Below are 25,381 nucleotides of genomic sequence, written 5' to 3' on the forward strand. Positions count from 1 at the left end.
TTTTTATTGCCAATGCTTTTTCCAGTTTCTAATCACTGCTCCTGGATTATTATAGATAGGATCATATTGATCAAAAATATTTTTAGATGGATCTAAGTATAATTCACTAAAGTACCATTCCCCTTCAGCATTATCATAGCCTGCAATGAGGAATGAATTCTTTCCAAGAACTTGAGCTCTTAGTGTATAACCGGCGTCTACAATTTTAGTTAAAACACCGTTTTTCATATAGTACCATGAAGCAGTTTCAGAATTAGAACTTTCTATTTCTGCAACCGCTAAAATATCTGGTTGCCCTTTATATTTAGAGGGGTACATATGAACAGTTCTCTTTGTTGAATTCAATGTGTAGTCTTTAAAATAATGACGAGACTGTTTAATTTGCCCTGTTCCAACCTTTTGTGTGTAGAGTGTGTAATTCCCTTTGTAAAGCAAATCTCCCGGATTGGCTCCGGCCCAAACACCTGCCCAGTCACCACGGTTGTATGAGGCAATTGCCTTTTTCTCTCTAACACCTGCGAAATACACTTTATAAGCCACACCGTTTGCATCTTTCAATGTGTATGTAACTCGGCTTTGTTTAGGGCTGATCGGATTTTTTGCTGCTTCTGTAGTTGAATGAAAGGCTGTAAAACCGATAAGTAATAAGACCATAGATATAAGTACCTTTAAAAATTTTTTCATTTTTTTCCTCCTTTTTATTTATAAGTATATTTCATCAGGTAAAATAGGGTTGGGGAGAAATAATTAGAAAGTTTTTCTAGTTATTTGAATAAAAAGTTATATATATCATGTGAAGGGAAGGATATTATTGTCATTGAATAGTATTAAAGGCTTTAAAGAGTTGGATAAGTTCAGGTGTGAAAACAATGTAAATCTTCGATGCAGAAAGACAGGGCTCTTTTTGAGACATTCGGAGCCAATAGAAGGAGCCATGCTTTTTCTTGTATTAGAAGACGGATCATTAGTAGAAATGGCAGCGCATCAATTAGAGGAAACATTTGAGATAGTACCATCAGCAAAGAGGAAATAAAGAATAAAGCCACCTCTTTTCACGGTCACCATGGTGACCAATTAGGGACCAAATTCATCAAAAATCTTCTTTTTTGACTCGAATTAATCATAATGGGAAGATTAAAAATCTTGACACAATCGTATTCCTAGAGTGTTAATAAGAATTAACTTGAATAGTGTATCCTTCGGGGCGGGGAGATAAAATCACTTTCGCCCCGTTTTTGTATGCTTAATAAACCTTGATGTATAAACGTTTTGTGGCTTTGTCATTTTTTAAGAAAAGCCAGTTGTTGACGAAATTCTTTGGGTAGAATTTTTCAAACTTCTAAGCGGTTGCTTCCAATACTTTTTTAGTGATGTGACCATAGACATCAGAAGTGATTTTAGAACTGCAATGACCAGCACGTTGTTGAATGGCTTTCAAGTTAACTCCTTCCTCAGTCAAGAGGATGACCATTGTGTGTCGCAAATCATGCAGCCGAATGTTAAGACCGTGTGTATCCCGGAACTTGATCCAGTTAATTGTAGCTCTAGCCGGATAATAGGGAATACCTAATCCACAATGGAAAATAAATTGGCGATCTCCGCCTTGCCATTGATCGCCAAGAGCAAGCTTTTCTTTTCTCCACTCTCGGTAATAGTCTTTCAGTTCGCCCATATACCAACGAGGCATAGAAATATCTCGCTTTGCTTCAGTCTTTGTTCCTTGTCGGATTCATCTCGTTGAGAGCTTGTATTACTTTTCGAGCCTCTTGTTCATCCAAGTAATTCATTTCTTTTTTCTGGACTTTTGGTCGTTTAATATTTCTCAGAGAGCTAGCTTTAATAAGCTGCCATTCCCCTGCACGGTTAAAAATACTTCTTAATACTTTGTCGATTTCATATAAGGTTGCATCAGATAGTTTACCAGGTTTCGCATCTTTTCTAGCACCCTCCTGAGATAAGTAATCAAAGTGATTTAGCATATGAATAGGTTTGATTTGATCAAGACGTGGATGAGAAAGGTGAGGAGAGATATGATTCTCAATCAATTGCCATTGCTTATAGAGAATTTTGTCACTAAGATTTCTCTCTGCATATTTTTCTCGCCATTCTTTAATGAACTCGCCAAGTTTTATTTTCTCTGGAGCAATATACTCTCCAGCTTCCACTTCGGTTTTAAATTTATATAATTCTGCTTGTAAATAGTCATTTAACTTTTTCTTTGTTTTTAAGAGACCTGGGTCAACACGAACTGTTTTTGTTTTCTTTTTATGTTTGCCTTTTGTATCATAACCTGCTTCAACAACTAATAGAAATGAATTTTCTCCACGTTTTTAAATACTTGCCATTTCCTTTCACTCCTTTTAAATCCATCATTCATTTAGCTCGGTTATGTATTGTTCAATTGGGGTACGGCTACAAATAGTGTTCTTGAGCTTCGGCCATAGCCTGCCAAAAATACAAACTTTCTTTTTGGTGCATCCATCTTTCTAGACGGTGAGCAGCAAAAGAAAATTTAACCGTAAAAGTTCGTGTCAGTAGGTAAATTACTTCTTGTTTCCGCCAAGGGAACTCTAATTGTTCCATCATAAAAGTAGGAATACAAAAGTGTAGAGCAAAGTTATTAGCCTGCCACTCTTATAATTCGATAAAGGGAAGAGGGAGGCACATTTGGTTGCCGTATTGTCGCAATAAATGCCCTAATTCGTGGCTAATATCTTGCCACTGGGCTTCTTTAAGTGCCGATTGATAAGGATGAGAGGGTGTTTAGGCATATGAAGAGTTTTACTGCCACCGTTTATGTATCCCACATCTACACCTAGTCTACTTGCAACAAGTTCAATCCTTAGTTGTTCAGGTTTGTAAATGTGAATGGATTGATACAAAGAAAAAATGTAATCCTCCAATCTTGTAGAATAGGCCATTGACTTCACCTTGACATTACATTGCAAACATATGTTCTCTGGGGGTTTACAATAAACCTCATCTTGGTGGAAATAGTTTCAAGGCTTGTAAGAAAATGCTGGATGCTTTTCGTGTTAATATATAACATACAAAAAAGACACTCCCAAGTGATGATTTAAGGAGTGTCTTTTTCATTCTAGTCCCTGTCATAAATATTAGCTACTTAAATAAGAGCTTTTTTGCACAGGTTTATTAAATAGAAACTGCTTTTTATGAAATTCTTTTTGTCTAATTTTAGATAGTGAATTGATATATGTTTTGTACACATAAGGAGATGTCATAGAAGAAAACATTGCCCCATAATTAAGAGAAAATCTTACTTCATCTCCCGGTTTCAGAGCAGTGTTTTTTGTGTCAATGATGATGTGGTCGCTGCTTGATCCTATTATTTCAAATGGTTGAACGGGGACGAGTCCCGAAACTAGCACATCTTGCCTTCCAGCTCCGACAATTGCTCTTCTCATATTGCCACGGTTTTCAAAGGAAACAGATTCTCCAAATGCATTTCTTCCAACATTTCCAAATGGAACAGACGGTTTAATTTTCGATTCAATCACTTCTGCAATGAAGTAAAAAGCATCTTGGTATAAAGAAGGAATAATATCATTATCTGCTGTTTCCCGGCCTAAAAAAATAGATTCTCCAAGCCTAATGTTATTAACAGCACCAACGTTTTTTGTGTTTATTAGCCAATTGTGATTGGCGGAGTTCCCTCCAGAAATGTAGGAAAGGTCAAGAGAAAATGTCTTCTGTATGTTTGTAACGAAGTAGGAGAATTCCCTCATTTTTTGTTCGGTTGGCATTACTCCTGCAAAGCACGCAAAGTTCGTACCAATCCCAGCAATTTCAATGCCAGGGTATTTCAGGACTTCACGGAGCAGGTGGGGGACATCTTTTAACAAAATACCTTCTCTTAAGTCTCCCATTTCAACCATGATAATAATTTTGTGTTTTTTCTTTTGCCTAATAGCTTCTTCCGATAAAGCCCGAATAACATCCAGCTCCGTATTTACGCTGATATCCGCATATGTCACTACTTTTTCAACTTCACTCATTGCGGGAGAGCGTAATAACAGCAAGGATGCTTTTAGATTAGCTTTTTTCAGCTTCTCGATATTGGTTATTTTGGAATCTGCAAGACTAGCGATTCCACTTTCAATTAAAGTATTGGCTACTTTGAAGTCTGCTGCTACACCTTTCACTACCCCTGTAATTTCGATTCCTTTCCTTCCATATAGATCTCTTAAAGTCCTTGCGTTATGGCGTATTTTTTCGAGGTTTATTTCCACTCGTGGAGACAGAACCATTAGGATACAACTGCCTTCTTCAAGGAAGGGAAGAAATCGATGATTGATTGAATGACTTTCTCAGAGCCTGTTTTTAACACATCTGCAACAGGAAGATGATAGGTTTTTTCATACTCACTGATTGCTTGTACGACCTCCTGATCGGTCATATCTTCATGATTAAGCGTGATCGCAATTACTTTTGTATTTCCGTAATGTTCAATTAGATTGATTTCATCTTCCACATTTGGCATTTCTATAAAAGGGAAGTCTCCCAACACTTTTCTTTTTGATGGATGCTGTAAAATAACAGCTTGCGGTCTGGCTCCTTTTAAAATAGCACACGAGCTTGCGTATGCCGGATGACTTAATGCACCTTGTCCCTCAACTATAATAATATCGGGCTGCTCGACTCGATTGGCTCGCAGTATTTCCCGCTCCAGTTCACCAATCAAATACTGCATCGGAAAAGCATCCATAGCAAACCCATACTCTGCCCCTTGAATTAAGCCAGTTTGCCCAGTTGCAATAAACGCCGTCTTATATCCTCTGTCGTTAAGCTCTTTTTCAATAATCTTCGCAGTTGTACGCTTACCACATGCTCCATCTGTACCGAGTATAGTAATGATTGGGGTAGTTATGTTTAATATCTCGCCGGTAAAGAGGGTCCACTCTTTCTTCGGTCTCGGTTTGCGGATATCATGAATTTTTACACCGTATTGTTTAGCGTAGCTCATCATTTCCTCGTCATCGGTTAAAAATTCTTGAAGAGGGTTAATAATATCCATTCCGAATTTCATCGCTTGGATAATGACTTCTTTTTCAGCCAATTTTAAGAAGGCATCAGCTGGTGCGATGCCAAGAATGAAATCATTCAGCTTTTGTTTAGAACAAAAAATTGCTTCCTCTAAGTCTTTGCATATCGGGATTCCATTAAACTGATTATCTAGGAATAGTCCGGCATCCTGTCCATGTTTGCTGCTATCAATAATGGCGGTTATCTTATAATTGCCAGGCTCCCGTATCAACCCATTCGCCGTTTTACCATCCATAGTACCAAATTGATTTTCACAATAAATAATGGCTCGTTTTTGCACTGTGATCCCTCCATTTATATATGAAATTTGTGCAATAGTAAAAAGAACACCTAACGCTTTAAATAGTAAAGTGACGATACAGTCAAGTACTAAAAACATAGCTGTTCATGGAAAGAGGTTATATTGGATTGACAGGATGACAGAAAGTTAAGTATTTATTAGGGAAGCATCATAAATAATTATAATTACACTTAATTGGAAAAGGAAGTAATCTGCTTCTCTACGTTTTCTGATCACTAAGAATTTGTTAGAAGAACAATAGGAGGTAGACAAAAATTAAAAACCACTGAATTTAAGCATCTTCAGCGGGAGTTTTGTTTACTCAATACATCTTTGCCAAATCCTTATCCAACTGTTCCTCGTTCGCTTTGATTACATCATCAATGCCTGTATACTTTGTGTTCTACCAAAAGTCAAAAGCAAAGGGGAGAGTCAGTGTGTTATCCTATCCTTATTGAAAAATTATAATCAAGTACGATTGAAGGTCCTATTTTTATGATTTTCTTCTTAAATTAACAGGGCAGTTTAATGCAAGAAGGGAAGTTTAGGACAAGTAGTAAATATAATAAAAATGAGAGAAATGATGTGAAAAATCAAGAAAAGTACAAGTAGAATAATAAAAATCCGTACAAATAAAAAAATAAGGTGAATATTGAGTTTTTATCGTAATTGAAATCACTTTTGAATTTTGGTATAAAAAAATTGTAAAAATTATAGCTATAACTGTAAAGGAGGGGACGTAATACTGAAAGGTAGTTGCACCAAGTGTGGAAGACCAATTCATTTCTGGCCAGCCGACCTTTACTGTTCATTATGTCAAGAAGTTACTGAAGAATCTGGCTTCTACGATTGCTACTTTGCCGAAGAAGAATATGTCTCTTACTACAATGGGGAATAATGTTTCCAATTTTAAAGGAGGGATTTCACATGGGAAAAAAAGCTGTTCACAGAAAGCGAAAGATCAAACGCTTACTTCGCCGTGAATTGAAAAGATTTCAACCTGAAGGAATCCAAAAACCCCCTGTTGCTTGACTATTTATGACGGTAAGTAGCAAAATACAGAACATGATCCTAGTTTTATTCATGACTATACTCTTATGGCTGAGTCAAACTAGTTTTAAACTGAATGCAATTCTTTAATAGAAAATCTCGTTTATATGACAATTCATAGGAGGAGATTATCTATGTCCATAATTCCGTCCGAACCATTACGTTCACTCGCCAACACGGCCAGAAAATATTACCTTAGATTCGGAAGGCACTCTGCTTTCAATCAGTGGAACCAATAACACGTCACAGGAAATTAAGAGTGAACACTTGTACACACAAGAGCGTTTTACCGGCCGATTCCAGCGTTCCATTAGTTTGCCGGCACGGGTTTCTGTAAAAGAAGATATGAAAGCCACATATAAGAATGGAATATTGGAAATTTGTATGCCTAAATTAAATGATCCAAGCCAGGATAAAAAAAGAATCGATGTTGAATTTAATTAATACAGGATGATGTGCAACCGGGCGGTCATGCCCGGTTGTTTATTTTTAGTTTCTGTTTATGTATGGTTAACGGCTAGGCGAATTATTTCAACTTCCTTGCTTTACTAACAGGGGCTTCAACCCAATAAACCTATTAAAATGATCCATAATCATAAGAGTAATTTGAAAAAACCTTCATCTGTTTGCGCTGGGAGGGATATCAGGCAAATAAAGCAAAACTCCCACTTGTAAAATGACAATAAAGTAATTTATTTTAAAAGCTCAAACAAGCATAACCCCGTTCTAAATTTAGGACGGGGGTTAAAAATATGTTATTTAATTTTTGATATAGGATACTTCATTACACTAAAAAATATAACAATAAAGTCGTTTAAAAATCTAAGTTTTCTTCCACAATCGCGCCCGTTTGCGGAAGAATTAAAAAATCTTTAAAAAGTTCATAACCTTATTTTAAGGACATATTTACAGCTTCAAAAGCATGTATGTAGGTTGTGTCAAATAGAGGAATAACAGAATCCTCCGGCTTTACCAATAACCCAATTTCTGTACAGCCTAATATAATCCCTTTAGCGCCAGATTCGATTAAACCTTGGATAACTTTTTTATAATAATTCCTTGATTCATGATGAATCTTACCCAAACATAACTCTTCGTAAATAATCTTGTTTACAATCTCTCTTTCATTGTCATTTGGCACAATAACTTGTATACCGTTAAACTCCAAGCGTGATTTATAAAAATCCTGCTCCATTGTGTACCTTGTGCCTAGTAACCCAACAGAATTAATTCCTTTCTCTTTAATTTGAGCTGCTGTTGCATCTGCGATATGCAAAAGGGGGACATTAACTTTTGACTGGATGTCACCTATAACTTTGTGCATCGTATTAGTACAAATGACAATAAAGTCAGCACCTCCCTTTTCCAAAGAACGCGCAGCATTACCTAACATTTCACCGGCCATCTCCCAGGCGCCTTCTGATTGGTAACGTTCAATCTCATGAAAATCAACACTATATAAAAGACATTTCGCTGAATGTAATCCCCCTAACCTTCTTTTAACTTCTTCATTGATAATCCGATAATATTCAACAGAAGATTCCCAACTCATTCCGCCAATAAGACCAATAACCTTCATTTTATCCTCTCCATTATCCTTTTTTATCTTCATGATTAGCTTCGATTAACCTACAAACAACTCCTTTTTTTATTCAACAAAATGGCCTGATTGTTGAATAGCATGACTGACGTTTTTAAATGACTTTATTGTAAATTAAACAACTGTATTATCTCTGTACACCACTCCAATTTCTTCAGTGGGAGTTTCTGTTTTATTCAATACATCTTCGCCAAAGACTTATTCATCTGTTCCTCATTGGTTTTAACCTCATGGCTATTCACAATATCAATGCCTCTGTATGTATACTTTGTATTCTGCCAAAAATCAAAAGCGAAGAGGGCGATCGGTGTACTGCCTGTCCTCGGTGATCATAGTAAGCATCGGCAACCTCAGCTTTAAAGATGTTAGTTAGCATATACTCGTCATTTTCTATGTCTGATAGATACTTACCAGTTTTATATTCATTAACGATGTAATTCTCAAACTCTGTACGCTCACTGTCGCTAGCGTTGTAATCTTGAGCATACAAGCTGATTTCATCAAACTTTTTGGTTTTCGATTTATTTGAAGCGGCTACTTCTTAGATTTTGGATAACCAGCTTCCTATAGGGGGGATGACAAAAATGTGTTTCACTTTATCAGCAAGTCGTTTAATGAAGGCTTCTGAAGGAAGAAAGCTTTGTAAGGAAATGGGGGATAAGCCAATTTTACTTTTATCAGTAGAGTTTGAAGCTAAAAAACGTTATTTCGCCTCAAAAGGAAAAGCGGCAAGCTAGTTGGAGTTGCTCACCGCCATATGGGCGAATAAGAATATTATAACATATTTTACTTTTTGAGGGAATATTCACATTATTAGTAAAAAGGAAGGCGAATCCAATGAACATCGAACATCCAGTAATTACTCGTACGATGGAAACAGGTTATGCAAACATGATGAGTCAGCCAGAACATGTTGGTATGGATGCTTTCGGTGATGAAATCTTAGTAGGGGATGACATTATTGAAATCAATGGGGAAGTGATCTAGAAAAGAATTTGGAGGATTATTTAATTGAGCACCTTGGGGCAACCTTTAAAACAGCGGAATGAAAAAGACTCGCTTGGCAGAGCGAGTCAGATGTTTAGAAAATATAGGATTGTTTCTATTGTAACGGACTTTGAAAACTGAATCAAGAGGAGCGGATTGGAATGGATATTTGTTTAGAGAGTCACTTCAATCGAACAAAACAGACTTTTCCGGATATGGACGATAAGAGAGCTTTAGATTCTGTGTATATAGGAGTCAGTCAAGCCGTTGCTGGAGTAGGCACACATGCAGATTTAAAGGAACTCGTTAAGCAATATAACGATTTATTATCAGTCATTATAAAGGAGGCCGTTTAATGAACCAGCTAACTGAACAATTCAATCAGCAACAGCAGCAACCCGGAGTGCTTGGACAAGCTTCAGCATCCCGTGAAATGGAAGAGGTGAAAGGAGCAATCTTTTTAGCAAAGCAATTTCCACGAAACGTTTTCCAATCAGAACAGCGCATTTTAGATTCTTGTAAGCGACCTGCCTTAGCGCAGGTTGCCATGTACCAATATCCGCGTGGAGGAACAAAGGTGACTGGACCTTCTATCCGATTAGCGGAAGTGCTTGCTCAAAACTGGGGCAACATTTCATTTGGTGTAAAGGAACTAGAACAGCGTCCAGGAGAATCGGTTGCTATGGCGTATGCTTGGGATCTTGAAACGAATGTCAGACAAGAAAAGACATTCACTGTGAAACACAGTATTGGTACGAAAAAAGGATTAAAGCAGCTAACTGATCCACGAGATATCTATGAAAAAGTAGCGAATGACGGTTCCCGCCGATTACGTGCCTGTATCTTGGGCATTATCCCCGGAGACATTGTTGATAAAGCGATTGCTGAATGTGAAGAAACACTTCGAGGAAATAATAAGGGACCGTTAAAAGATCGTGTAGCTAGTGCGCTAAAAGCTTTTAAAGAACAGCATCGTGTCACACAGGACATGATTGAAGAAAGATTCGGCTACAATGCAGAAGCATTTACGGAGTATGACTATTTAGAACTTATCAAGATCTTTAACTCGCTGAAAGACGGGATGTCAAAAGTGGAAGATTGGTTTGATAAGAGTGCTTCGAAGAAAAAGAAACAAAGCCAGCTAGCCGAGTCTTTTGAAAGTGAAAAGCAAGAAGACGCTGAACCTCAGAAGGAAACTGAAGGGAAGGAAGAAGAGGTGAAGCCAAGTGTCGCAGACATGGACTTTGACCAAGGAGAACTATCATTCGATTGAAGCAGATCAACAATTCTTTTCTGTTTCACAGTTTAAAAGTTTTATAGAGTGTGAGGCAAAAACAATGGCGGAGTTAACTGGGGCTTACAAAGAGCCCCACTCCAACGCCTTGTTAGTCGGTTCCTATGTTCATGCAGCTTTTGAAAGTAACCAGGCATTTGAACAATTCATTGAAGAAAACAATAGGGCAATCTTCAAATCACGTGGCGGTAAGTATTCAGATTTTGAAACAGCGGACCGAATGATTGAAACGTTAAAAGCAGATCCTTTTGCCATGTTCGCTTTAGAAGGGGAGAAAGAAGAGATTTACACAGCTCACCTATTCGGAGCGGACTGGAAGATCAAAGTGGACAGCATTCATCATGGCCGTCGAACATTTAGTGATTTGAAAACAACACAGGACCTTTATAAACGGTACTGGTCCGTTAAGTATGATAATTGGGTTTCCTTCGTGGAAGCTTGGGATTATGTGCTTCAAATGGCTTTATATCGAAGAGTTTTACAAGAGGCTACTGGAAATACATATACACCCTATATCGTTGCAGTAACAAAAGAAAACCCACCGAATAAAGTGGTGCTGCATTTCGATGAAACGCGCTTCGACTTCGAGTATGAATACATTGAAATGAAAATGGAGCGACTGATCGAAGTGAAGGCTGGAAAAGTAGAGCCTATTTGTTGTGAGAAATGTGATTACTGCCGAATGACCAAACAATTGAATGACACTGTAGAGATCGGTGAGTTGATCTGGCAATGATCATACAAACTAGAGTTCTTCTTCCTCAACGACTATGGGAGGAAGCTCAAAATAAAGAGCAGTTGAAGCAGCTAATCTTGCAATATATGAACAAGTGTTATCCAGATTATGCAATTAAAAGAGTGAAGAATGGATTTGCTATATGTGAAAGGAGGGGTTAGATTGGCGGATGTCCAACTGGAGAATGGCTATACAAAAATAGCTAATGAATTACTAGATGCAATTCAACAGTTTCAATTTACACAGAATCAATTTAAGCTGCTCATGGCATTATGGCGGCACACCTATGGCTGGAATAGAAAAGAGTGTGAGTTTTCTCTTTCTTTTATTGAATCAGTTACTTACCTTGATCGAAAGCGAGTAAATGAAACGCTGAAAGCACTCATTCAAAACAATGTCATTCAAGAAGTCGAAAGTGGATCAGCAAGAAAAACCAAAGTTGTTCGCTTTAATAAAAATTACGATGAATGGACCATTAAAAGATATAAGAGTAGTGGCGTTTTGCCAACTAGTAGTCAATCTGCCACTAGTGGCGAAATAACAACTAGTAGTAGTGGCGTCATGACCACTAGTGGTAGTGGGCAATCCGCCACCCATAAAAGAAATATTAAAAAAAATATTAAATATATTGCTGCTGCTAATAACGCGTGCGAAGAACCAACTGGCGGGGTGCCTACAACCGAAATCGTTCAGCTGCCCAATGGGAGTGTGGGACAAATACCAGGTAATTCTTCTAACGCTTATCAGCAAATACGTGATCGTTACATGGAACTTGCCGGCATTGGGGGTTTTGATGTTAATCCTAAGGATCGTGAGTATATCAAGGAGTTGCTTTCTTACGACATCGACATTGAAAAAGCGCTTAGTTGGCTGGAAGAGTGTTTTGCTGACTTTAAACCGAAACATTCAAGAGACAAGATTAATAGCTTTGGGTACTGCTTGCCTAAGATCTTAGATAAACATTTTGCAGAAAAGGAAGCTGATAAGAATGGCCAGAAAGTTTACCAGTATCGCAGAAGTTATGGCCGATCTACAGGCAAAGGCAAATCGGTGGAACAGGCCTATCGAGAGCTTGAAGAAGCAAGAAGAGCGTGGGGTGGATGAATACGAGTGTGCCATTTGCAAGGACACAGAGCTCGTTTATTACCAAGAAGCGGCCACTAACGGCCTGATATATGAGTTTGCTAAGCCTTGTGAATGTCGCGAGAGAAAAGCCTGGAGAAGACGCTTTAAACAGTCCATGATCCCAGAGGAGTTTACCCAAGCGAACTTTGAAAACTATGAAACCTCATCACCGGTTCAGAAGGACATGCTGGAGCTAACAAAGAAATACCGGTCCTTGTTTAAGATCATCAAGCAAGGTGATGAGAAAAAGAAAATCATTCCGGCTCATAACTTTGGACTGATTGCTGTTTTTGGAGAACAGCGGCTGAAAGAAATGCCCTCTTCAGAAAGAGCGGTGTTAAAGCAGCAACATAACAATTTCGGGATTGGCAAAACACATTTGCAGATAGCTTTATCCAAGCAGTTGATCAAAGAGGGATTTAATGTACTCGTTGTCTCGGATGTGTCGTTCATGGAAGAGCTAATGCAAGCGAAGAAGATGGATGATGAGGGAGAAACCTATCACCGCCTCTTAAGTGGTGCTTTATCGGCAGATGTGCTCATTTGGGATGACATCGGGAAAGTGAGCTGGACAGAGGCGCGTGAACGGATGTACTACACGATCATTAACGAACGATACCGCAAGCAAAAGCCGATTGTTTTTAACAGCAATGAGGACAGAGGGACGCTGGCTGACAAGATTGGATATGCAGCGGCGAGTCGACTAATTGGAGAATGCGGAGAATACCTATTAGAGACAGAAGGAATAGATTGGAGGTTAAAACGATGACATGCAATTTATGTAATGGTACTTATGTAGTCACAAATGACATTGGATTTGGGTGGATGAAGCAAGCTTGTCCAAAATGCGGTTCAATGCCGGAAGAAGTTTGGGAGAAAAAACATGCAGATTTTAAAAAGAGGTTGCATGAAGCTATTCGGCAAGGTGAACTTGTTGGGAAGGATGCAAGTTGAGGAAAGCGAGGTCAAAATACGGCTCTAAGAAAGTGGTGGTGGATGGCATCATGTTCGATAGCAAAGCCGAAGCGAGATATTATGCGCATCTGAAACGGCTGCAGGCGAATGATCAAATTCTTTTCTTCCGGACACAGCCAAGGTACTTACTTCAAGAAGCTTTTACGAAGAACGGTGTAATGCACCGGAAAATTGAGTATGTGGCCGATTTTGAAGTGCATAAGAAGGACGGAAGCATCGAAGTGATAGATATCAAAGGAGTGGAAACAGAAGCTTTTAAGATTAAGCGGAAGCTGTTTGAGTTTAAATATCCTCATATATTGAGCTTGCTTGCATATAGTCCGGATCATGAGGGGTTTTTGCCGACGGAAGAGTATCAGGATTATGTGAGGAAGAAACAGAAGATGAGGAGGAGAAAGCGTGTTAAGGATATACAGTGATAACAGGAAGAAGAACAAACGTGTCTAAGAGTCGTAATAGATACAAAATGAGCAATAGAAACGAGCAAAAAAGAGATAAATCCAAATAGGACTTATCTATCGCTAATCTCTTCATAAAGAATAATTTTGCCGGTTAGTATGTTCAAGTATTAAAAGTCTATTAGATAGCGTAATTATTATCCATTTGTAGGTGGTACAGGAAGGCCAAGGGTTAAAGGTATTGGCGCCTCACAACGAGATGGATTAATATCAGTCAAGCAACCATCTTTGGATTTAATAATTGTTTCAATTTAATTTGTGTGCTTTTCTGGGGGAGGCGAATTTTTTAATGTTTCATTTCTCATCGGTAAAATTGTATTCTTAGCCGAAAAGCTTGAAAGCAATGATGTTGCACCTCCAAACAGTACAGGAGGTTGGATAGTCGAAGGAAACGGAATTTCACAGCGATCTCTATTTACGTCAATAAAGCAGCCATCTTTAGATTTAATAACTGGGCGGGTAGCTGTAATGGTCGTTCGTAAAATAATTTTGATGATAAATCTAAAGTTCCGAAATCCCGGGTCGGCGTTGTTGTATTGGATAATCTGGGCAATAGCCGCTTCTACCTGAAGAGGGGCCTCGGTTACCACATCCCCCGGACAGACTCCCGGACACTCTGTTTCTTCTTGAAATGGTATCCCTTCTTGGATATCAAGGGAGCCGGCTGTGTCACTAATAGTTATAGTTGTGGGGACAACTCCAATGTTTACGATCTTATCTCTGATTACAACGATATTTTGGGAAATACGCTCTTCATGCACTACCACTTCTATATTTAAATTCCCTTCAAATTCAGAAGTCGGAAGAGTTTGGAAAAATTCCACCCCAGCTATTTTTTGTACTTCTTTCGAGCATATTACGCTATCTATTATGAAGGAATCTTTTGGACAGTATTTTTGATTTTGAGAGGAATGATCAGTATTTTGAGTTTTCTTACTCACACAAGCACCTCCTTTTTTACATGAAAAGTACTTTATATATTGTATTAACTTGTTTTACTTAAAGTTTGGACCAACGCCTCTAATGCTCAAAACATTCTAAGACTGAAATCTAGAGAACTTCATAGCAATGGCGTTGCGATTGAATGTTGGATGGCAGAGGATTATCAAATATGCAAGGAAGCCGCCCGTTGTGAGGAGTCAGAAATGCTGGTGGGCATCGTTCCAATGAAGGCGTGTCCGCAATGCAGGTACCTTATGGAAGCTGTTGAACCGGAGGGAGAATGATGTTCAGCTTTTTTCATAAATGGGCAATCGCAAACATAGCGGGCGCCCTCTATCTTGTCTTAGCAGCTGGACTATTGCAAGATTGGTCGCTCATGGCTGCCAGTGCTGTTAAGGCAATAGGATGGGCGGTTTTGGCTAGTGAATCGCAGTAGGCACAAATGGATAGAAAAAAGAAGCGTCGTTTGACGCTTCGATAGTAAGTGAAGGAATTGGTTTTTGTATTGTATTAGGCTTGGTACCTACATATTAAAAAGATTAGTAGCTACCGCTCATGAAAGTTGCACCAACAATAATCAACAGGATGAATAGAACAACAATCAAGACAAAACTGCTGCCATATCCACCGCCGCTGTATCCGCCGCTGTATCCACCGCCGTATCCGCCGCCGTAATAGCATGACATAAACAATACCTCCTTGTTAATGGGATAGTATATGTTATGCAAAGCTTGGTCTCTTTGAAAGGGACAAACATGTAAGTATAACGAAAAAAATAAACAATGAGAGTTTAGTTAAGAAAGCATCGGAGGGAACGAAATGAGTATTTTAATAGAAGCACAGATTAAGAGTCTTCGGACTGAGGGGCTGCTTCTCCTGGTGGAAGATGTAGAAAGGCGTATTGGCTCTCATGTAGCTGGTGGTGATCCAGTTGAAGAGTACGTGGATCATCAGAAATATATTTTGAGTTTAGTTCAGCAAGAGTTGGAAAGAAGAAAATAAAAAAGCCAGGGAAAGCTCCTGGCCATTAACTAGTCTGTATGGATTCTGAGGAGGGTTACAGATGACCACTACTTTAAACAGTATTTCCAACTTGGACGAAAATATACAAAAAAGCCTGGCGTTTGCCTGGCTTATCAACGACCGTATCTAATTAAGTGAGGGCGGAGTACCCTTGAATATAAAATAGTTTATTCGAAGTCACAAGAAAGGTGCAAAAAGCCAGGAGTTCTCCTGGCCAGTCAAGGTGTAATTCGTGCTGTGTGAAAGTGATGGTGGAAGAACTTTGAATACAGGAGGTATGCCCAACAATACAAGAAAAATACAAAAAAGCCAGGAAAGCTCCTGGCATACTTATTAACCTGTATATGTTCTGGGGGAACGGACAGGTGACTCACTAAACAATATCTCTAATTTAAACACTTTTTAATGGCTGTAATTTTATAGGTTCAGGACAAGGCTGTTAATTGATATTTATTAATAAGCTTGTCCAGTTCTTCGCTGTATTTTAAGGTTTCATAATCATTGAGACCTTTACTCATGCCAGTTGAAATCATTAAACTACGTACAGAATTAATCCTAGTGATTAATTCTTCAGGCGTTTCTTGCGTAATCACTTTTCATCTCTCCTAATAATGTATATAAAAAACTACAAGCTTGTACATTATACAACTAAAAAAGTAAGGAAAAAGGAATTCGACAAAACGTTTCAAAAATTTACCTTATTTAATCGAGCAGAGGAAAAAGCCAGGAAAACTCCCGGCCTTTGGAATAGTGTAGGTACCTTTATTTTAACAGATCGGGAGGGGTTTTTGTGAGAATGAAAGAAGTCGAAATTAATATAAATGATCTATCTGTGACACAAAAAATTAAACAGGGAAAAGTTTTAGTCTTAATTTTAGACGGGAACCAAGGGAAAGCTAAATATGTAGAAGCTGTTCACCATGGTAATACTATTGTTGAAACAGTGAAAGGAGAGGCTAAGAGAATAAAATTTGAGGAAAGCGTACTTTTTTGATATATCGTTTTACTTTTTTGGTTAACTATACTAAATCACTTTACTTTTTTGTGTTTTTTTGTAAAATAAACTTACCAATATATTTAAAGAGGTGGTTTAGTGTTAAATAATGGGAGTGCTTATTCTGAGGATTATTTGAAGAATGTTTTCATGGGGAGTATCACCAAAGCTTATGAAGTAGACTATGTGAAATTCAAAAATTCATTTGAAAGAAAATCTACTAATATGGCAGATAATCCTTTTATAAAGGATTGTATTCATGACAGAATAACGGATCAGTTACGAGATAACGATCGTTTTATCGTTTATCCGAACAAGCGTGGATCTGGAGGACATATTATTGTTTTTGATTTAGTTACTCAGAAGTTATACTCAGTTATCCATATGGATAGATATAAAGTTGTTAGCAAGGAAGCAACTGATCCAGATAAGCCAGCCCATTACTTGTTTATTTATGCTCAAGTTAATCCGATAGAGAATAACGAGCAAACTGATTGGGGATTAATACCATTAGAAGCAGAACATTTAAATGAATCCCTTGTTTTAAAAAGAGAGCATGCCAAAGAGGAAGCAAAAAAATACTTACGAAATTTGAATCCCGAATCTTTTGTGCTTGTGGTTTATGAAATGGATAAAAGCACGAATACTATCTCAACAGTTCAAGCATTTTCTCCTTCAAGTTTACACTTAACACCACTGAACGAAATTGAGAATTGGTCAGAGCATAAGCCGGTATTCTCTTTTGAGGAACAACCATCTAATGAGAAAGAAATTGAAGAAGAACAAATTATAGGTATAGATTTAAAGCCTGAAATTAAAAAGCAACTCGAGGATAAAGATAAGCCTTCAATTGAGAAAAAAAAGGAAAAGAAAAACTCAGAAGAGACGGATTAATGCTCCAAAAAAGGAGGTAAAATAGGTGGCAGCCAATGCTTTTAATCCTTCTCGACTCAAAAATGCTAGATTATATAGAGGGATGACAATAACAGAACTTGCTGAAAAAGTAAGTGTCACAAAACAAATGATCTCACAATATGAAAATGGGAAGTCAAGACCAAGTATGGATACCATGTTTAAAATTATGTCTACCTTAAAATTTCCTAAAGATTTTTTTTACAAGGAAGATTTTAATAGTAAAATTGAAAATACTTTTTTTAGAGCAAATACTACTGCATCAAAAAAGGTATTAAAAATTCAAGAAATACATTCCATGCTTGTCTCCGAGGTATATGATTATCTTGCGAAGTTTGTTGATTTTCCACCGTTGAATATTCCAAGAAATTTAAGTAGTGATCCGGAAGTAGCTGCTTATGAGTTACGAGAGTATTGGAAGTTAAGTATCGACCCAATAAAGAATATAATTTATACTCTTGAACAAAATGGAATTATTGTAGCTAGCTTTAAAAGTGAACAACTAAAAGTTGACGCTTATTGTCAACACCAAATTCTAAATGACAATGATCGTTTTATCATGGTTTTAACAAACGATAAAAATTCTTTTGCAAGGAGACAATTTAATGCAGCACATGAGTTAGGTCATATTTGTCTTCATAAGGAAAACTTAATTGTGGACGAGTTAAGCCCAGAAGAATTCTCAACGATGGAAAAAGAGGCAAATCAATTTGCAGCTGCATTTCTTTTGCCTAAAGAATCATTTTTAGCTGATTTACATTTTCCAATTGATTTGGACTATTATGTTGAGTTGAAGAAGAAATGGAAGGTATCAATTTCTATGATGGTCGTCCGTGCTTATAATTTAGGTGTCATTAATTATAACCAATATCAAAACCTTAATAGAAAGATTTCTTCTAGAGGATGGCGTCAAAAAGAGCCACTAGATAATATTTTCTTAATGAAAAAGCCACAAGCTATAAACAAAGCGTTAGAATTAGTGATTTATAATGATGTTATTTCGGGGCCACAACTCGTGAATGAGTTAGGATATACTAAATCAGATCTTGAAAAAATCTTAGATTTAGATTCCGATGTACTCTCTTATTCCAATTATAGAGAAGAAAATCTTGTGTCACTCTCAAAACCAAACAATTTCAAGTTGTCCAATTAAGGAAATCCTGAGGACACCAAACGATAGAGCAGTCTATAACTGCTTTTTCGTTTGGTGTCCTTTTTTATTTTATAAATTTAATCGCAATTTTAATTGATACGAGACAAGGGAGGAGCTTGAAGGCGATGAACGAAAAAGAGATAGAGAGCATTTTAAAGGATTATCACTGGATGATGAATTCGATAAGAATACTACGTGAGTCATTAAACGATGCTGGTGAGCGTGTGGTTCGTCAATATGGACCTGACAGTGATATGCCGAAAGCAAAGGGAAGAACTTCTGATCCTGTTTATCAGGAGTATCTTAGACGAGAGAAACGATGGAAGAAGGTTCATGAATACGAGAGAAAGATTCAGCTCCTTCAGCAGCGGTTACATGCTATTGAGGATGAGCGAGAAATTGAGGTGCTACATTGGCTTCTAGAGGGAAAGAGCTATCGGTGGATTGCGATGCATATGGGACTCTCTCATTCCCATATCAGACGGTTGAGGGAGAAAATTATAGAGCAGCTTGCGGAATACGTTCCGAATGTTCCAGACGTTCCAAAGGATACGATTTTGCAAGAGCACCATTCGGCTTGTTAGAATGGGAGGCAGGAACGGAGCAGTAAGAGGCTTACTAACGTTATTTGTCGAATGAATGTTGTAGGTAAATATTCCCTTCTATCGAACTATGTAGATAGAGGGGGGTATATAAATAAAAGAAAGGAAAATTATTCCCAAAGTGGGGATAGAAATAATTCTTTGTATGCCATATTGTTAGAATTTGTGGAGCTTTTAAGCCGAGGGTTTCCGTAGAAAGGTAATGTCTGGTGCTCTCTATAGTCATGAATGATAGTTAGGTCGTCGAGGGGCTGGCAAATTTTCTTGAAGGTGTGGTCTTTTTCTGACAGTATAAAAGGTGCTAGAGATCTTCCTAAGCACCTGTGAGTTAAATTTCATAAGGAATTTATCTTTATTATACCGAAATGGTGTTTAGTCTATAAAACAGCCAACTTTTAATTTACCTTAGTCAAAATTAAAAGTTGGAGGAGTTTCGTTATTGCAACGATTTGGATTTACATCGCAGATATTACCATTTTTATCTACAATAATAGGTCGAATAACAGTAATTGTAGTACGCAGGATAATTTTGATTAAAAAACCGCTTGTATCGAGCGAAATAGCAACATTATCAAGCACATCACCTGCTATGAACGGAACGGGTGCTCCTGATTGTACGAATACTCCCTCTATTACAAAAGGACTTTCCTGTACCAAATCTCCAGGACAAGCTCCTGGACAATCTGTATGTTCTTGGAATGGTATAGGGAATGTAACGTTAGGAATAGGAATACTAGCGTCCGTATTAGCTGTTAATCCAAGATTTGCTGGAATAGTCCCTATGTTAACCACTTTATCCTTAATAGCTACAACATTGTGAGTAATTTCAGCTACGTTTGGATTAACACTTAAAGAAAAACGTGTTCCTACAGGGACGGGAGTACTTTGGAATATACCAAACAAGCTCAATGGAACTGTGAGTTCTGCTACTTTTTGTACCTCTTTTGAGCATATAATTGAATCAATTATAGTACAGTCACTGGTTAATGGTTTCATTTGGGGTTCAAGAACTTTGAATTGGCACTTGCAAGTTGAATTATAAGATCCACAAGTCTTACAGTAGCCCCTCTGTTTAAGGCCCTTTAAAGATTCATGCTGCTTTTTGTCATTATGACTAGACGACATACTTATCACACCTTTTCTAATTTTTAGTTTCTTTTGTATATAGCTATATATTAATCAGTTTATTAATTAAAAAATATATAGCTCAGGCATTAACCTCAATTGAGTGAAATATTTAATTTTATGATGATCTTTAACAGTTTGAGGTCTTGACTCATTTGTTATGTATTTTTGAGTTTCTGTAAAACGAAATGTATTATAGATGTCTGTAAGTTAATAATTCTGGACATTAAACAGGGTACCGAAAAATCTTCAAGTTGGTGATCGGGTATATTTTATTAAGCACAACAGAATCGATTCCTCCATGAAAACCATTAGAATTGAAAAAACTCCTCTTCTTATTGTGAATAATGGGTAGACAGTGGAGCGAACAATGCCAGCTGTTCCTTAATGACTTGCAAGAGGAATCAAAGAAGATAAAAGGGTTTCAGGGATTCAGGTATCGTTGGCGGGAGGTAGGTGCCATGTAGATGAATTGGGAAGAGGTAAGACAAGAGTATGAATCCACTGATATTACATTGAAAGCATTAGCTGAAAAGCATGATATAAAGCTTGGAACATTAAAAAGCAGAAAGAGCCGGGAAGGTTGGTCGAGAGGATCGCCTAAAAAGTATGCAACCAAACTGAAAAAGGTTGCAACCCCAAATAAGAAGGATGCAACCGAAAAGAGAATAGAAGAATTAACATTTGAGCCTGTTGTAGAGTCGGATGAATTAACTGATAAACAACAGCTTTTTTGTATTTACTATGTGAAGTCATTTAATGCTACTCAGTCAGCAATCAAAGCGGGCTACTCGCCAGATACAGCTCATGTACAGGGAAGCCGCTTGTTAAAGAATGTTAAGATCGCCGAAAAAATTAATGCCATTAAAGCGGATATGGCACAAGGTGTGTTTATTGATGCAATGGATGTACTGAACAAATACATCAAGATAGCCTTTGCTGATATTACTGACTATGCAACATTCGGAAGAAAGGAAATAGTAGTGGATTACGATGAAGAAGGACAAGAGATAACAACAAAGATTAATTATGTGGACTTAAAAGAATCAACTGCTGTTGACGGTACGATCATAACCGAAGTGAAACAGGGCAAAGACGGCATATCGGTTAAACTTGCGGATAAGATGAAGGCATTAGAAATGTTATCTAAGTATTTCGATCTCTTATCCGACAGTGATAAGAAAAGGCTGCAAAAGGAGAAGCTTAGAATGGACATTAAAAAGACAAAAGCTGAGGTTGATAAACTATCCAATGGTGATGACGGCCCAATTGAAATTCTCATCAAGCGAAAGAGTGAGGATTCATGATCGAAAAAGAAGTAAACCCTCACTTTGAAGATTTTCTTTTTGATTGGTCAACAAAGTTTCAGTTTCTTGTTGGTGGCTATGGTTCATCGAAAAGCTATCATGTTGCTTTAAAAATTATCCTTAAGCTGCTTGAAGAAAAGCGGACCGCTCTTGTTGTCCGGGAGGTGTACGACACACATAGAGATTCTACTTTTTCATTAGTGGAAGAGATCGTTACTGATCTAGGGCTGGATCATAAGATCAAATGTGTTAGCTCTCCCATGCAAATTCGCTTTCCAAACGGTAGCAAGATTATCTTCAAAGGAATGGATAAGCCAGCGAAATTAAAGTCAATCAACAATGTTTCGCTTATATGGGTAGAGGAATGCTCAGAGGTCAAATATGCTGGGTTTAAAGAGTTACTTGGCCGCTTGAGACATCCAACCTTGAAACTGCATATGATTCTCTCTACCAATCCAGTGGGAGAGGATAACTGGACTTATCTCCACTTTTTCAAAGACGAACAAAACAACCGCTTTATACTTGATGACCAGGAGTTGTACAAACAGAAAACTATTATCACGAATGACACATACTATCATCACTCAACGGCTGATGACAATTTGTTTCTGCCTGAAAGCTATATCGAACAGTTAGAAGAATTAAAGGAGTACGATCCAGACCTTTACCGAGTTGCTCGGAAAGGTCATTTTGGCGTGAACGGAAAGCGGGTGCTGCCACAGTTCGAAGAAGCTCCTCACAGTACGGTTATAGAAGCAATAAACAACATTGAAAAGCCACTCTTCCGCACTGGAATGGACTTTGGATTTGTGGATTCCTTCAACGCTGCTTTACGTATGGCGGTTGATACAGAAAAGTTGTATCTGTACATCTACTGGGAGTATTACAAAAACAATCAAACGGATGATGAGACAGCGGAAGATTTAAAGGAACTTAGGGAAAGTGGTGAGCGGATTATTGCTGATAGCGCAGAACCGAAAACCATTCGATATTTCCGCAAACAAGGCTTTAACATGGTTGGTGCTCATAAGTTTCCGGGTTCTCGCTTACAAAACACCAAGAAGATGAAACGATTCCGCAAAATTATTTGTTCCGATGAATGTCCAAACACAATCCGTGAATGGAAAAACCTTGTGTACAAGGTAGACCGGAACGGCCACATCATACCGGATGAATTCAATATCGATAGTCATTCATTTTCAGCCGCTTGGTACGGGTTAGATGGATATGAGGTAGCCGATCTAAAGGAAAAGAAAAAAGAGAGAAAACGGCCAAAGCGCGAAAGGAGGTAAACAATGAGCCAGCAGAAATTAAATGTGCGTGTGTTTAAGACAGAGGGGCTTTCTGTTAATAGCAAACAGATATACGACGATCCCTTTCAGTTTTCCTATGGAGATGACATTGTTCAACCGCCTTACAATTTGAAAGAGTTAAAAGCAATCGGTGAGTACTCAACGATTATTCAACAATGCATAGATGCTTATAAAACAAACATTGTTGGATTTGGCTTTCAACCTGAATATGTATTTGATGTGAATGATGACACTCTTTCTGCAGAGAAGAAGAAAGCGGCTGAAGAAGAATGGGTTCGGCTTGAAGAGTTTATTCGTTATCTAAACTATGATGAGGAAGCTGAAACCATTTTAGAATATGCGCTTGAAGATCGCGAAAAGATGGGAAACGGATATATTGAGGTTTTGCGAGACTCATTAAATCAGCCGGCCGGTATTGAATATGTAGATGGTCAATACATGAGAATTGGCGCCAGAACTGTTCCAGAGGAAGTAGAGTATTTCATTACAGAGAATGGTGAGAGGAAACAGATTAAGCGGTGGCGTACATTCCGGAAGTTTGTCCAGATGATTAACGGAAAGAAAGTGTATTTCAAAGAATACGGAGATCCGCGAATCATGAATCTGACCAATGGGAAGTTTGATGAAAATACGCCGGAAAACTTACGCGCAACAGAGATTATTCATTTTAAAATTGGCAGCGGTACATATGGCGTTCCTCGCTGGATTGGCCACATTGTCCATTTATACGGTGCCCGGAAAGCGGAAGAGCTCAACTATCTGTATTTTAAGCAGGGACGTCATGTACCAGCCGTTATTACAGTGGAAAACGGCATGTTGTCGGAAGACTCTTACACAGCTATCCAAGAGTATATGAATGGTATCGAAGGTGTAGAGAATGCTCATAAATTCTTGTTGCTAGAGGCAGAGGGAATAGAACAGGAAGGCTTGTCAGTAGGGGATGAGAAGATTACTCCAGTGAAGGTAGAGATTAAACCACTTGCTGAAATTCTTCAGCAGGACGCCCTCTTCTTGGAATACGATCAAAAAAGCCGCGATAAAATCCGATCTGCTTTCCGGCTGCCACCATTATATACGGGTGAATCTCAAGACTATAATAAAGCCACCGCAGATACGGCTCGAAAAGTAACAGAAGAGCAAGTCTTCCAACCTGAGAGAAATAATATTGTAGGTAAGCTTAATACGCTGTTCCTACCAGATTTGAATATTTTCAATGTCAGGCTATCTTTAAAGGGGCCGAATTTTGGTGATCCACTTGAAACAGCTAATGCGTTAACACCGTTTATTAATGCGGGAGCAGCTGTTCCTAATGATTTAAGAGATTTATTAGGACAATTACTCGGAAAAGAACTTGAAACGCTTCCTGATGAATATAATATGCCGTTTCCAGTGGTTTTAAATACTCTGCAGCAGCAACAAAACAATCCGCTATCCATGTTAACGAAGTCAAATATGGCACCCAGACAAACGGAGTTGATTAATATTTTAAAAGACTTACGAGATGTATTAGAGGAAGTTCGATCATGAGGAAAGTGGATAAATTACTAATAAACCTAAATGAATATATTGCTAAAGCCGGGGAAGACGATGAGAAGCTGACAGATGTTATTCCTGACTTCCCCGGTTTAGAAAGTATACCCAACTATGTTGAAGATTATGAGAAAAAGATAGCTAAACTTTTAAGAAAACAGAGGAAATATTATTTAGGTGGTGTTAAATCCTACATAGGGAAAGATATCACTTTGCAGGCCTTGTTAATCTATTTGACAAGCAACCTATTTGCAGAGGATGAATTTGCGGAGGAAATGGAAGAAGAGACGTCCACTTTTCTTCAGTTAACAATAGCCGGTTTGGCCGCTGAGCTAATGGATTCCATAGATAAAGATGTACCTTTTAAAACATTATCCAATCGAAGTATTACTTGGATTGAGGAGTGGTCCAAGGAGCTCGGCAAATTAATGAAGTTAAACACCCACGAAGCACTCGAAAGGGAATTGAAGAAAGTTATTGAGGAAGGTGGCTCCATTCAAGATGCAGAGCTGGCCATAAAGGACTTGCCAGAGTTTGACAGGGAGCGTGCTAGAACAACCGCCATAACAGAGGTCTTAACGGCATCATCTGTAGCTCAAGTTGAAGCCTATCGTCAAAGCCCAGCAGTAGAGAAAAAGCGTTGGCGCCATTCCGGATCGAAGAAAAATAAACCGCGCAAAGAACATCAGGAGCTAGATGGTAAAGAGATTCCTGTTGATGAAAAGTTTAATGTAAATGGGCATGCAGCAGATTATCCAAGAGACCCGTCTTTGCCGGCCAGTGAACGAGTGAATTGCCATTGTGTGCTTTCTCCTGTGGTTAATGAATCTATTCTTGGGTTGAGTAGAGAAGAAAAGGAGGAAATCAGAAGACAGGTTCTCGAGGAATTAAATAATTAATAAAAAAGAATG

Annotated in this window: 32 protein-coding genes and 1 pseudogene; 22 read left to right on the plus strand and 11 right to left on the minus strand. The window is 38.1% G+C overall.

Going from position 1 to position 25,381, the window contains the following annotated elements:
• Positions 1-3: 3 nt before the first annotated feature.
• Positions 4-684 carry a hypothetical protein gene (locus ACH0BF_RS00105; RefSeq protein WP_406908544.1) on the minus strand — a complete coding sequence of 227 codons (681 nt, stop codon included), beginning with the start codon at positions 682-684 and terminating at the stop codon, positions 4-6.
• Between the two features lie 127 nt (positions 685-811).
• On the opposite strand from ACH0BF_RS00105, the gene ACH0BF_RS00110 reads away from it, so the two are divergent.
• Positions 812-1,033, plus strand: a complete 222-nt coding sequence (locus ACH0BF_RS00110) for a hypothetical protein (protein WP_120031872.1) — start codon at positions 812-814, stop codon at positions 1,031-1,033.
• Positions 1,034-1,339: 306 nt separating this feature from the next.
• Here ACH0BF_RS00110 and ACH0BF_RS00115 read toward each other — a convergent pair whose 3' ends face one another.
• From ACH0BF_RS00115 to ACH0BF_RS00135, 5 genes and pseudogenes are all read right to left on the minus strand, one after another.
• The gene (locus ACH0BF_RS00115) at positions 1,340-1,687 is read right to left on the minus strand and encodes a tyrosine-type recombinase/integrase (RefSeq protein WP_406908545.1); all 348 of its coding nucleotides are present in this window, start codon (positions 1,685-1,687) and stop codon (positions 1,340-1,342) included.
• A gap of 19 nt (positions 1,688-1,706) precedes the next feature.
• Positions 1,707-2,165, minus strand: coding sequence for a tyrosine-type recombinase/integrase (locus tag ACH0BF_RS00120; protein WP_406908546.1), 459 nt, complete (start codon positions 2,163-2,165; stop codon positions 1,707-1,709).
• A 247-nt stretch (positions 2,166-2,412) separates the two neighbouring features.
• Positions 2,413-2,622: pseudogene (locus ACH0BF_RS00125) on the minus strand (ImmA/IrrE family metallo-endopeptidase); the annotation flags it as partial.
• Positions 2,623-3,116: 494 nt separating this feature from the next.
• The gene (locus tag ACH0BF_RS00130; protein WP_406908547.1) at positions 3,117-4,268 is read right to left on the minus strand and encodes an alanine/ornithine racemase family PLP-dependent enzyme; all 1,152 of its coding nucleotides are present in this window, start codon (positions 4,266-4,268) and stop codon (positions 3,117-3,119) included.
• A complete protein-coding gene (locus tag ACH0BF_RS00135; protein WP_340853799.1) occupies positions 4,268-5,344 on the minus strand; it encodes an N-acetyltransferase DgcN family protein in 1,077 nt (358 codons plus the stop codon). The genes ACH0BF_RS00130 and ACH0BF_RS00135 overlap by 1 nt, the downstream gene beginning before the upstream one ends.
• Positions 5,345-6,111: 767 nt before the next feature.
• Here ACH0BF_RS00135 and ACH0BF_RS00140 point away from each other — a divergent pair.
• Positions 6,112-6,327: a hypothetical protein gene (locus ACH0BF_RS00140; protein ID WP_406908548.1), complete on the plus strand. Its 216-nt coding sequence runs from the start codon at positions 6,112-6,114 to the stop codon at positions 6,325-6,327.
• A gap of 256 nt (positions 6,328-6,583) precedes the next feature.
• The gene (locus ACH0BF_RS00145; protein ID WP_340856390.1) at positions 6,584-6,838 is read left to right on the plus strand and encodes an Hsp20/alpha crystallin family protein; all 255 of its coding nucleotides are present in this window, start codon (positions 6,584-6,586) and stop codon (positions 6,836-6,838) included.
• Between the two features lie 445 nt (positions 6,839-7,283).
• Here the strand turns inward: ACH0BF_RS00145 and ACH0BF_RS00150 are convergent, their stop codons facing one another.
• The gene (locus ACH0BF_RS00150; protein WP_406908549.1) at positions 7,284-7,973 is read right to left on the minus strand and encodes an aspartate/glutamate racemase family protein; all 690 of its coding nucleotides are present in this window, start codon (positions 7,971-7,973) and stop codon (positions 7,284-7,286) included.
• A 596-nt stretch (positions 7,974-8,569) separates the two neighbouring features.
• Between ACH0BF_RS00150 and ACH0BF_RS00155 the strand changes: the two genes are divergently transcribed.
• The 9 genes from ACH0BF_RS00155 (at position 8,570) to ACH0BF_RS00195 (ending at position 13,530) form a co-directional block, all read left to right on the plus strand.
• The gene (locus ACH0BF_RS00155; RefSeq protein ID WP_406908550.1) at positions 8,570-8,731 is read left to right on the plus strand and encodes a hypothetical protein; all 162 of its coding nucleotides are present in this window, start codon (positions 8,570-8,572) and stop codon (positions 8,729-8,731) included.
• A 100-nt stretch (positions 8,732-8,831) separates the two neighbouring features.
• Positions 8,832-8,981, plus strand: coding sequence for a YqaI family protein (locus ACH0BF_RS00160; RefSeq protein WP_340853804.1), 150 nt, complete (start codon positions 8,832-8,834; stop codon positions 8,979-8,981).
• Positions 8,982-9,142: 161 nt separating this feature from the next.
• A complete protein-coding gene (locus tag ACH0BF_RS00165; protein WP_340853868.1) occupies positions 9,143-9,337 on the plus strand; it encodes a hypothetical protein in 195 nt (64 codons plus the stop codon).
• Positions 9,337-10,254, plus strand: coding sequence for a hypothetical protein (locus tag ACH0BF_RS00170; protein ID WP_406908551.1), 918 nt, complete (start codon positions 9,337-9,339; stop codon positions 10,252-10,254). Before ACH0BF_RS00165 ends, ACH0BF_RS00170 begins: the two co-directional genes overlap by 1 nt.
• The gene (locus tag ACH0BF_RS00175; protein WP_406908553.1) at positions 10,208-11,011 is read left to right on the plus strand and encodes a PD-(D/E)XK nuclease-like domain-containing protein; all 804 of its coding nucleotides are present in this window, start codon (positions 10,208-10,210) and stop codon (positions 11,009-11,011) included. Before ACH0BF_RS00170 ends, ACH0BF_RS00175 begins: the two co-directional genes overlap by 47 nt.
• A 162-nt stretch (positions 11,012-11,173) precedes the next feature.
• Positions 11,174-12,115, plus strand: a complete 942-nt coding sequence (locus tag ACH0BF_RS00180; RefSeq protein ID WP_406908554.1) for a replication protein — start codon at positions 11,174-11,176, stop codon at positions 12,113-12,115.
• A complete protein-coding gene (locus ACH0BF_RS00185; RefSeq protein WP_406908555.1) occupies positions 12,084-12,905 on the plus strand; it encodes an ATP-binding protein in 822 nt (273 codons plus the stop codon). Before ACH0BF_RS00180 ends, ACH0BF_RS00185 begins: the two co-directional genes overlap by 32 nt.
• A complete protein-coding gene (locus ACH0BF_RS00190) occupies positions 12,902-13,090 on the plus strand; it encodes a hypothetical protein (protein ID WP_406908556.1) in 189 nt (62 codons plus the stop codon). The genes ACH0BF_RS00185 and ACH0BF_RS00190 overlap by 4 nt, the downstream gene beginning before the upstream one ends.
• 50 nt (positions 13,091-13,140) lie before the next feature.
• A complete protein-coding gene (locus ACH0BF_RS00195) occupies positions 13,141-13,530 on the plus strand; it encodes a DUF1064 domain-containing protein (RefSeq protein ID WP_406908781.1) in 390 nt (129 codons plus the stop codon).
• Positions 13,531-13,820: 290 nt separating this feature from the next.
• Here the strand turns inward: ACH0BF_RS00195 and ACH0BF_RS00200 are convergent, their stop codons facing one another.
• Complete coding sequence (locus tag ACH0BF_RS00200; RefSeq protein ID WP_120031818.1) at positions 13,821-14,510, minus strand: hypothetical protein; 690 nt, start codon at positions 14,508-14,510, stop codon at positions 13,821-13,823.
• Positions 14,511-14,791: 281 nt separating this feature from the next.
• On the opposite strand from ACH0BF_RS00200, the gene ACH0BF_RS00205 reads away from it, so the two are divergent.
• Complete coding sequence (locus tag ACH0BF_RS00205) at positions 14,792-14,947, plus strand: hypothetical protein (RefSeq protein ID WP_406908557.1); 156 nt, start codon at positions 14,792-14,794, stop codon at positions 14,945-14,947.
• A gap of 103 nt (positions 14,948-15,050) precedes the next feature.
• On the opposite strand, the gene ACH0BF_RS00210 is transcribed toward ACH0BF_RS00205, so the two are convergent.
• On the minus strand, positions 15,051-15,197 hold the full coding sequence (locus ACH0BF_RS00210; protein ID WP_406908558.1) for a YjcZ family sporulation protein: 147 nt from the start codon (positions 15,195-15,197) through the stop codon (positions 15,051-15,053).
• Positions 15,198-15,330: 133 nt separating this feature from the next.
• Between ACH0BF_RS00210 and ACH0BF_RS00215 the strand changes: the two genes are divergently transcribed.
• Positions 15,331-15,513: a hypothetical protein gene (locus tag ACH0BF_RS00215; RefSeq protein WP_406908559.1), complete on the plus strand. Its 183-nt coding sequence runs from the start codon at positions 15,331-15,333 to the stop codon at positions 15,511-15,513.
• Positions 15,514-15,959: 446 nt separating this feature from the next.
• On the opposite strand, the gene ACH0BF_RS00220 is transcribed toward ACH0BF_RS00215, so the two are convergent.
• Positions 15,960-16,127, minus strand: coding sequence for an aspartyl-phosphate phosphatase Spo0E family protein (locus tag ACH0BF_RS00220; protein ID WP_406908561.1), 168 nt, complete (start codon positions 16,125-16,127; stop codon positions 15,960-15,962).
• A 203-nt stretch (positions 16,128-16,330) separates the two neighbouring features.
• Here ACH0BF_RS00220 and ACH0BF_RS00225 point away from each other — a divergent pair, with 203 nt between their 5' ends.
• From ACH0BF_RS00225 to ACH0BF_RS00240, 4 genes are all read left to right on the plus strand, one after another.
• Positions 16,331-16,528, plus strand: coding sequence for an XtrA/YqaO family protein (locus ACH0BF_RS00225; RefSeq protein ID WP_406908782.1), 198 nt, complete (start codon positions 16,331-16,333; stop codon positions 16,526-16,528).
• 99 nt (positions 16,529-16,627) lie between these two features.
• Complete coding sequence (locus ACH0BF_RS00230; protein WP_406908562.1) at positions 16,628-17,422, plus strand: DUF5986 family protein; 795 nt, start codon at positions 16,628-16,630, stop codon at positions 17,420-17,422.
• 25 nt (positions 17,423-17,447) lie between these two features.
• Positions 17,448-18,593 (plus strand): helix-turn-helix domain-containing protein, encoded by a 1,146-nt coding sequence (locus ACH0BF_RS00235; protein ID WP_406908563.1) that lies wholly within the window; start codon positions 17,448-17,450, stop codon positions 18,591-18,593.
• Positions 18,594-18,718: 125 nt separating this feature from the next.
• Positions 18,719-19,177, plus strand: a complete 459-nt coding sequence (locus ACH0BF_RS00240) for a DNA-binding response regulator (RefSeq protein WP_406908564.1) — start codon at positions 18,719-18,721, stop codon at positions 19,175-19,177.
• Between the two features lie 423 nt (positions 19,178-19,600).
• Here the strand turns inward: ACH0BF_RS00240 and ACH0BF_RS00245 are convergent, their stop codons facing one another.
• Positions 19,601-20,320: a hypothetical protein gene (locus ACH0BF_RS00245; RefSeq protein ID WP_406908565.1), complete on the minus strand. Its 720-nt coding sequence runs from the start codon at positions 20,318-20,320 to the stop codon at positions 19,601-19,603.
• Between the two features lie 467 nt (positions 20,321-20,787).
• Between ACH0BF_RS00245 and ACH0BF_RS00250 the strand changes: the two genes are divergently transcribed.
• Genes ACH0BF_RS00250 through ACH0BF_RS00265 form a run of 4 tightly spaced genes read left to right on the plus strand, consistent with a single transcriptional unit; the run spans position 20,788 to position 25,369 of the window.
• Positions 20,788-21,627 (plus strand): terminase small subunit, encoded by an 840-nt coding sequence (locus tag ACH0BF_RS00250; protein ID WP_406908566.1) that lies wholly within the window; start codon positions 20,788-20,790, stop codon positions 21,625-21,627.
• On the plus strand, positions 21,627-22,919 hold the full coding sequence (locus ACH0BF_RS00255) for a PBSX family phage terminase large subunit (RefSeq protein WP_406908783.1): 1,293 nt from the start codon (positions 21,627-21,629) through the stop codon (positions 22,917-22,919). The genes ACH0BF_RS00250 and ACH0BF_RS00255 overlap by 1 nt, the downstream gene beginning before the upstream one ends.
• A gap of 3 nt (positions 22,920-22,922) precedes the next feature.
• Positions 22,923-24,467 (plus strand): phage portal protein, encoded by a 1,545-nt coding sequence (locus ACH0BF_RS00260; RefSeq protein ID WP_406908567.1) that lies wholly within the window; start codon positions 22,923-22,925, stop codon positions 24,465-24,467.
• Positions 24,464-25,369: a phage minor head protein gene (locus ACH0BF_RS00265; protein WP_406908568.1), complete on the plus strand. Its 906-nt coding sequence runs from the start codon at positions 24,464-24,466 to the stop codon at positions 25,367-25,369. The genes ACH0BF_RS00260 and ACH0BF_RS00265 overlap by 4 nt, the downstream gene beginning before the upstream one ends.
• The last annotated feature ends 12 nt before the right edge of the window (positions 25,370-25,381 follow it).

Origin of the sequence: Pseudobacillus sp. 179-B 2D1 NHS (genome assembly GCF_045370945.1) — a bacterium.
Classification (GTDB): Bacteria; Bacillota; Bacilli; order Bacillales; family Domibacillaceae; genus Pseudobacillus.

Excerpts from the sequence above, each read along its gene's own strand:
- ACH0BF_RS00215 (WP_406908559.1), top strand. The coding sequence starts at position 15,331 with ATGAGTATTTTAATAGAAGCACAGATTAAGAGTCTTCGGACTGAGGGG.
- ACH0BF_RS00245 (WP_406908565.1), bottom strand. The coding sequence starts at position 20,320 with ATGTCGTCTAGTCATAATGACAAAAAGCAGCATGAATCTTTAAAGGGC.
- ACH0BF_RS00190 (WP_406908556.1), top strand. The coding sequence starts at position 12,902 with ATGACATGCAATTTATGTAATGGTACTTATGTAGTCACAAATGACATT.
- ACH0BF_RS00225 (WP_406908782.1), top strand. The coding sequence starts at position 16,331 with ATGAAAGAAGTCGAAATTAATATAAATGATCTATCTGTGACACAAAAA.
- ACH0BF_RS00115 (WP_406908545.1), bottom strand. The coding sequence starts at position 1,687 with ATGCCTCGTTGGTATATGGGCGAACTGAAAGACTATTACCGAGAGTGG.
- ACH0BF_RS00240 (WP_406908564.1), top strand. The coding sequence starts at position 18,719 with ATGAACGAAAAAGAGATAGAGAGCATTTTAAAGGATTATCACTGGATG.
- ACH0BF_RS00130 (WP_406908547.1), bottom strand. The coding sequence starts at position 4,268 with ATGGTTCTGTCTCCACGAGTGGAAATAAACCTCGAAAAAATACGCCAT.
- ACH0BF_RS00195 (WP_406908781.1), top strand. The coding sequence starts at position 13,141 with ATGTTCGATAGCAAAGCCGAAGCGAGATATTATGCGCATCTGAAACGG.
- ACH0BF_RS00250 (WP_406908566.1), top strand. The coding sequence starts at position 20,788 with ATGAATTGGGAAGAGGTAAGACAAGAGTATGAATCCACTGATATTACA.
- ACH0BF_RS00160 (WP_340853804.1), top strand. The coding sequence starts at position 8,832 with ATGAACATCGAACATCCAGTAATTACTCGTACGATGGAAACAGGTTAT.
- ACH0BF_RS00150 (WP_406908549.1), bottom strand. The coding sequence starts at position 7,973 with ATGAAGGTTATTGGTCTTATTGGCGGAATGAGTTGGGAATCTTCTGTT.
- ACH0BF_RS00170 (WP_406908551.1), top strand. The coding sequence starts at position 9,337 with ATGAACCAGCTAACTGAACAATTCAATCAGCAACAGCAGCAACCCGGA.
- ACH0BF_RS00205 (WP_406908557.1), top strand. The coding sequence starts at position 14,792 with ATGATGTTCAGCTTTTTTCATAAATGGGCAATCGCAAACATAGCGGGC.
- ACH0BF_RS00210 (WP_406908558.1), bottom strand. The coding sequence starts at position 15,197 with ATGTCATGCTATTACGGCGGCGGATACGGCGGTGGATACAGCGGCGGA.
- ACH0BF_RS00105 (WP_406908544.1), bottom strand. The coding sequence starts at position 684 with ATGAAAAAATTTTTAAAGGTACTTATATCTATGGTCTTATTACTTATC.
- ACH0BF_RS00155 (WP_406908550.1), top strand. The coding sequence starts at position 8,570 with ATGACAAAAATGTGTTTCACTTTATCAGCAAGTCGTTTAATGAAGGCT.
- ACH0BF_RS00260 (WP_406908567.1), top strand. The coding sequence starts at position 22,923 with ATGAGCCAGCAGAAATTAAATGTGCGTGTGTTTAAGACAGAGGGGCTT.
- ACH0BF_RS00265 (WP_406908568.1), top strand. The coding sequence starts at position 24,464 with ATGAGGAAAGTGGATAAATTACTAATAAACCTAAATGAATATATTGCT.
- ACH0BF_RS00165 (WP_340853868.1), top strand. The coding sequence starts at position 9,143 with ATGGATATTTGTTTAGAGAGTCACTTCAATCGAACAAAACAGACTTTT.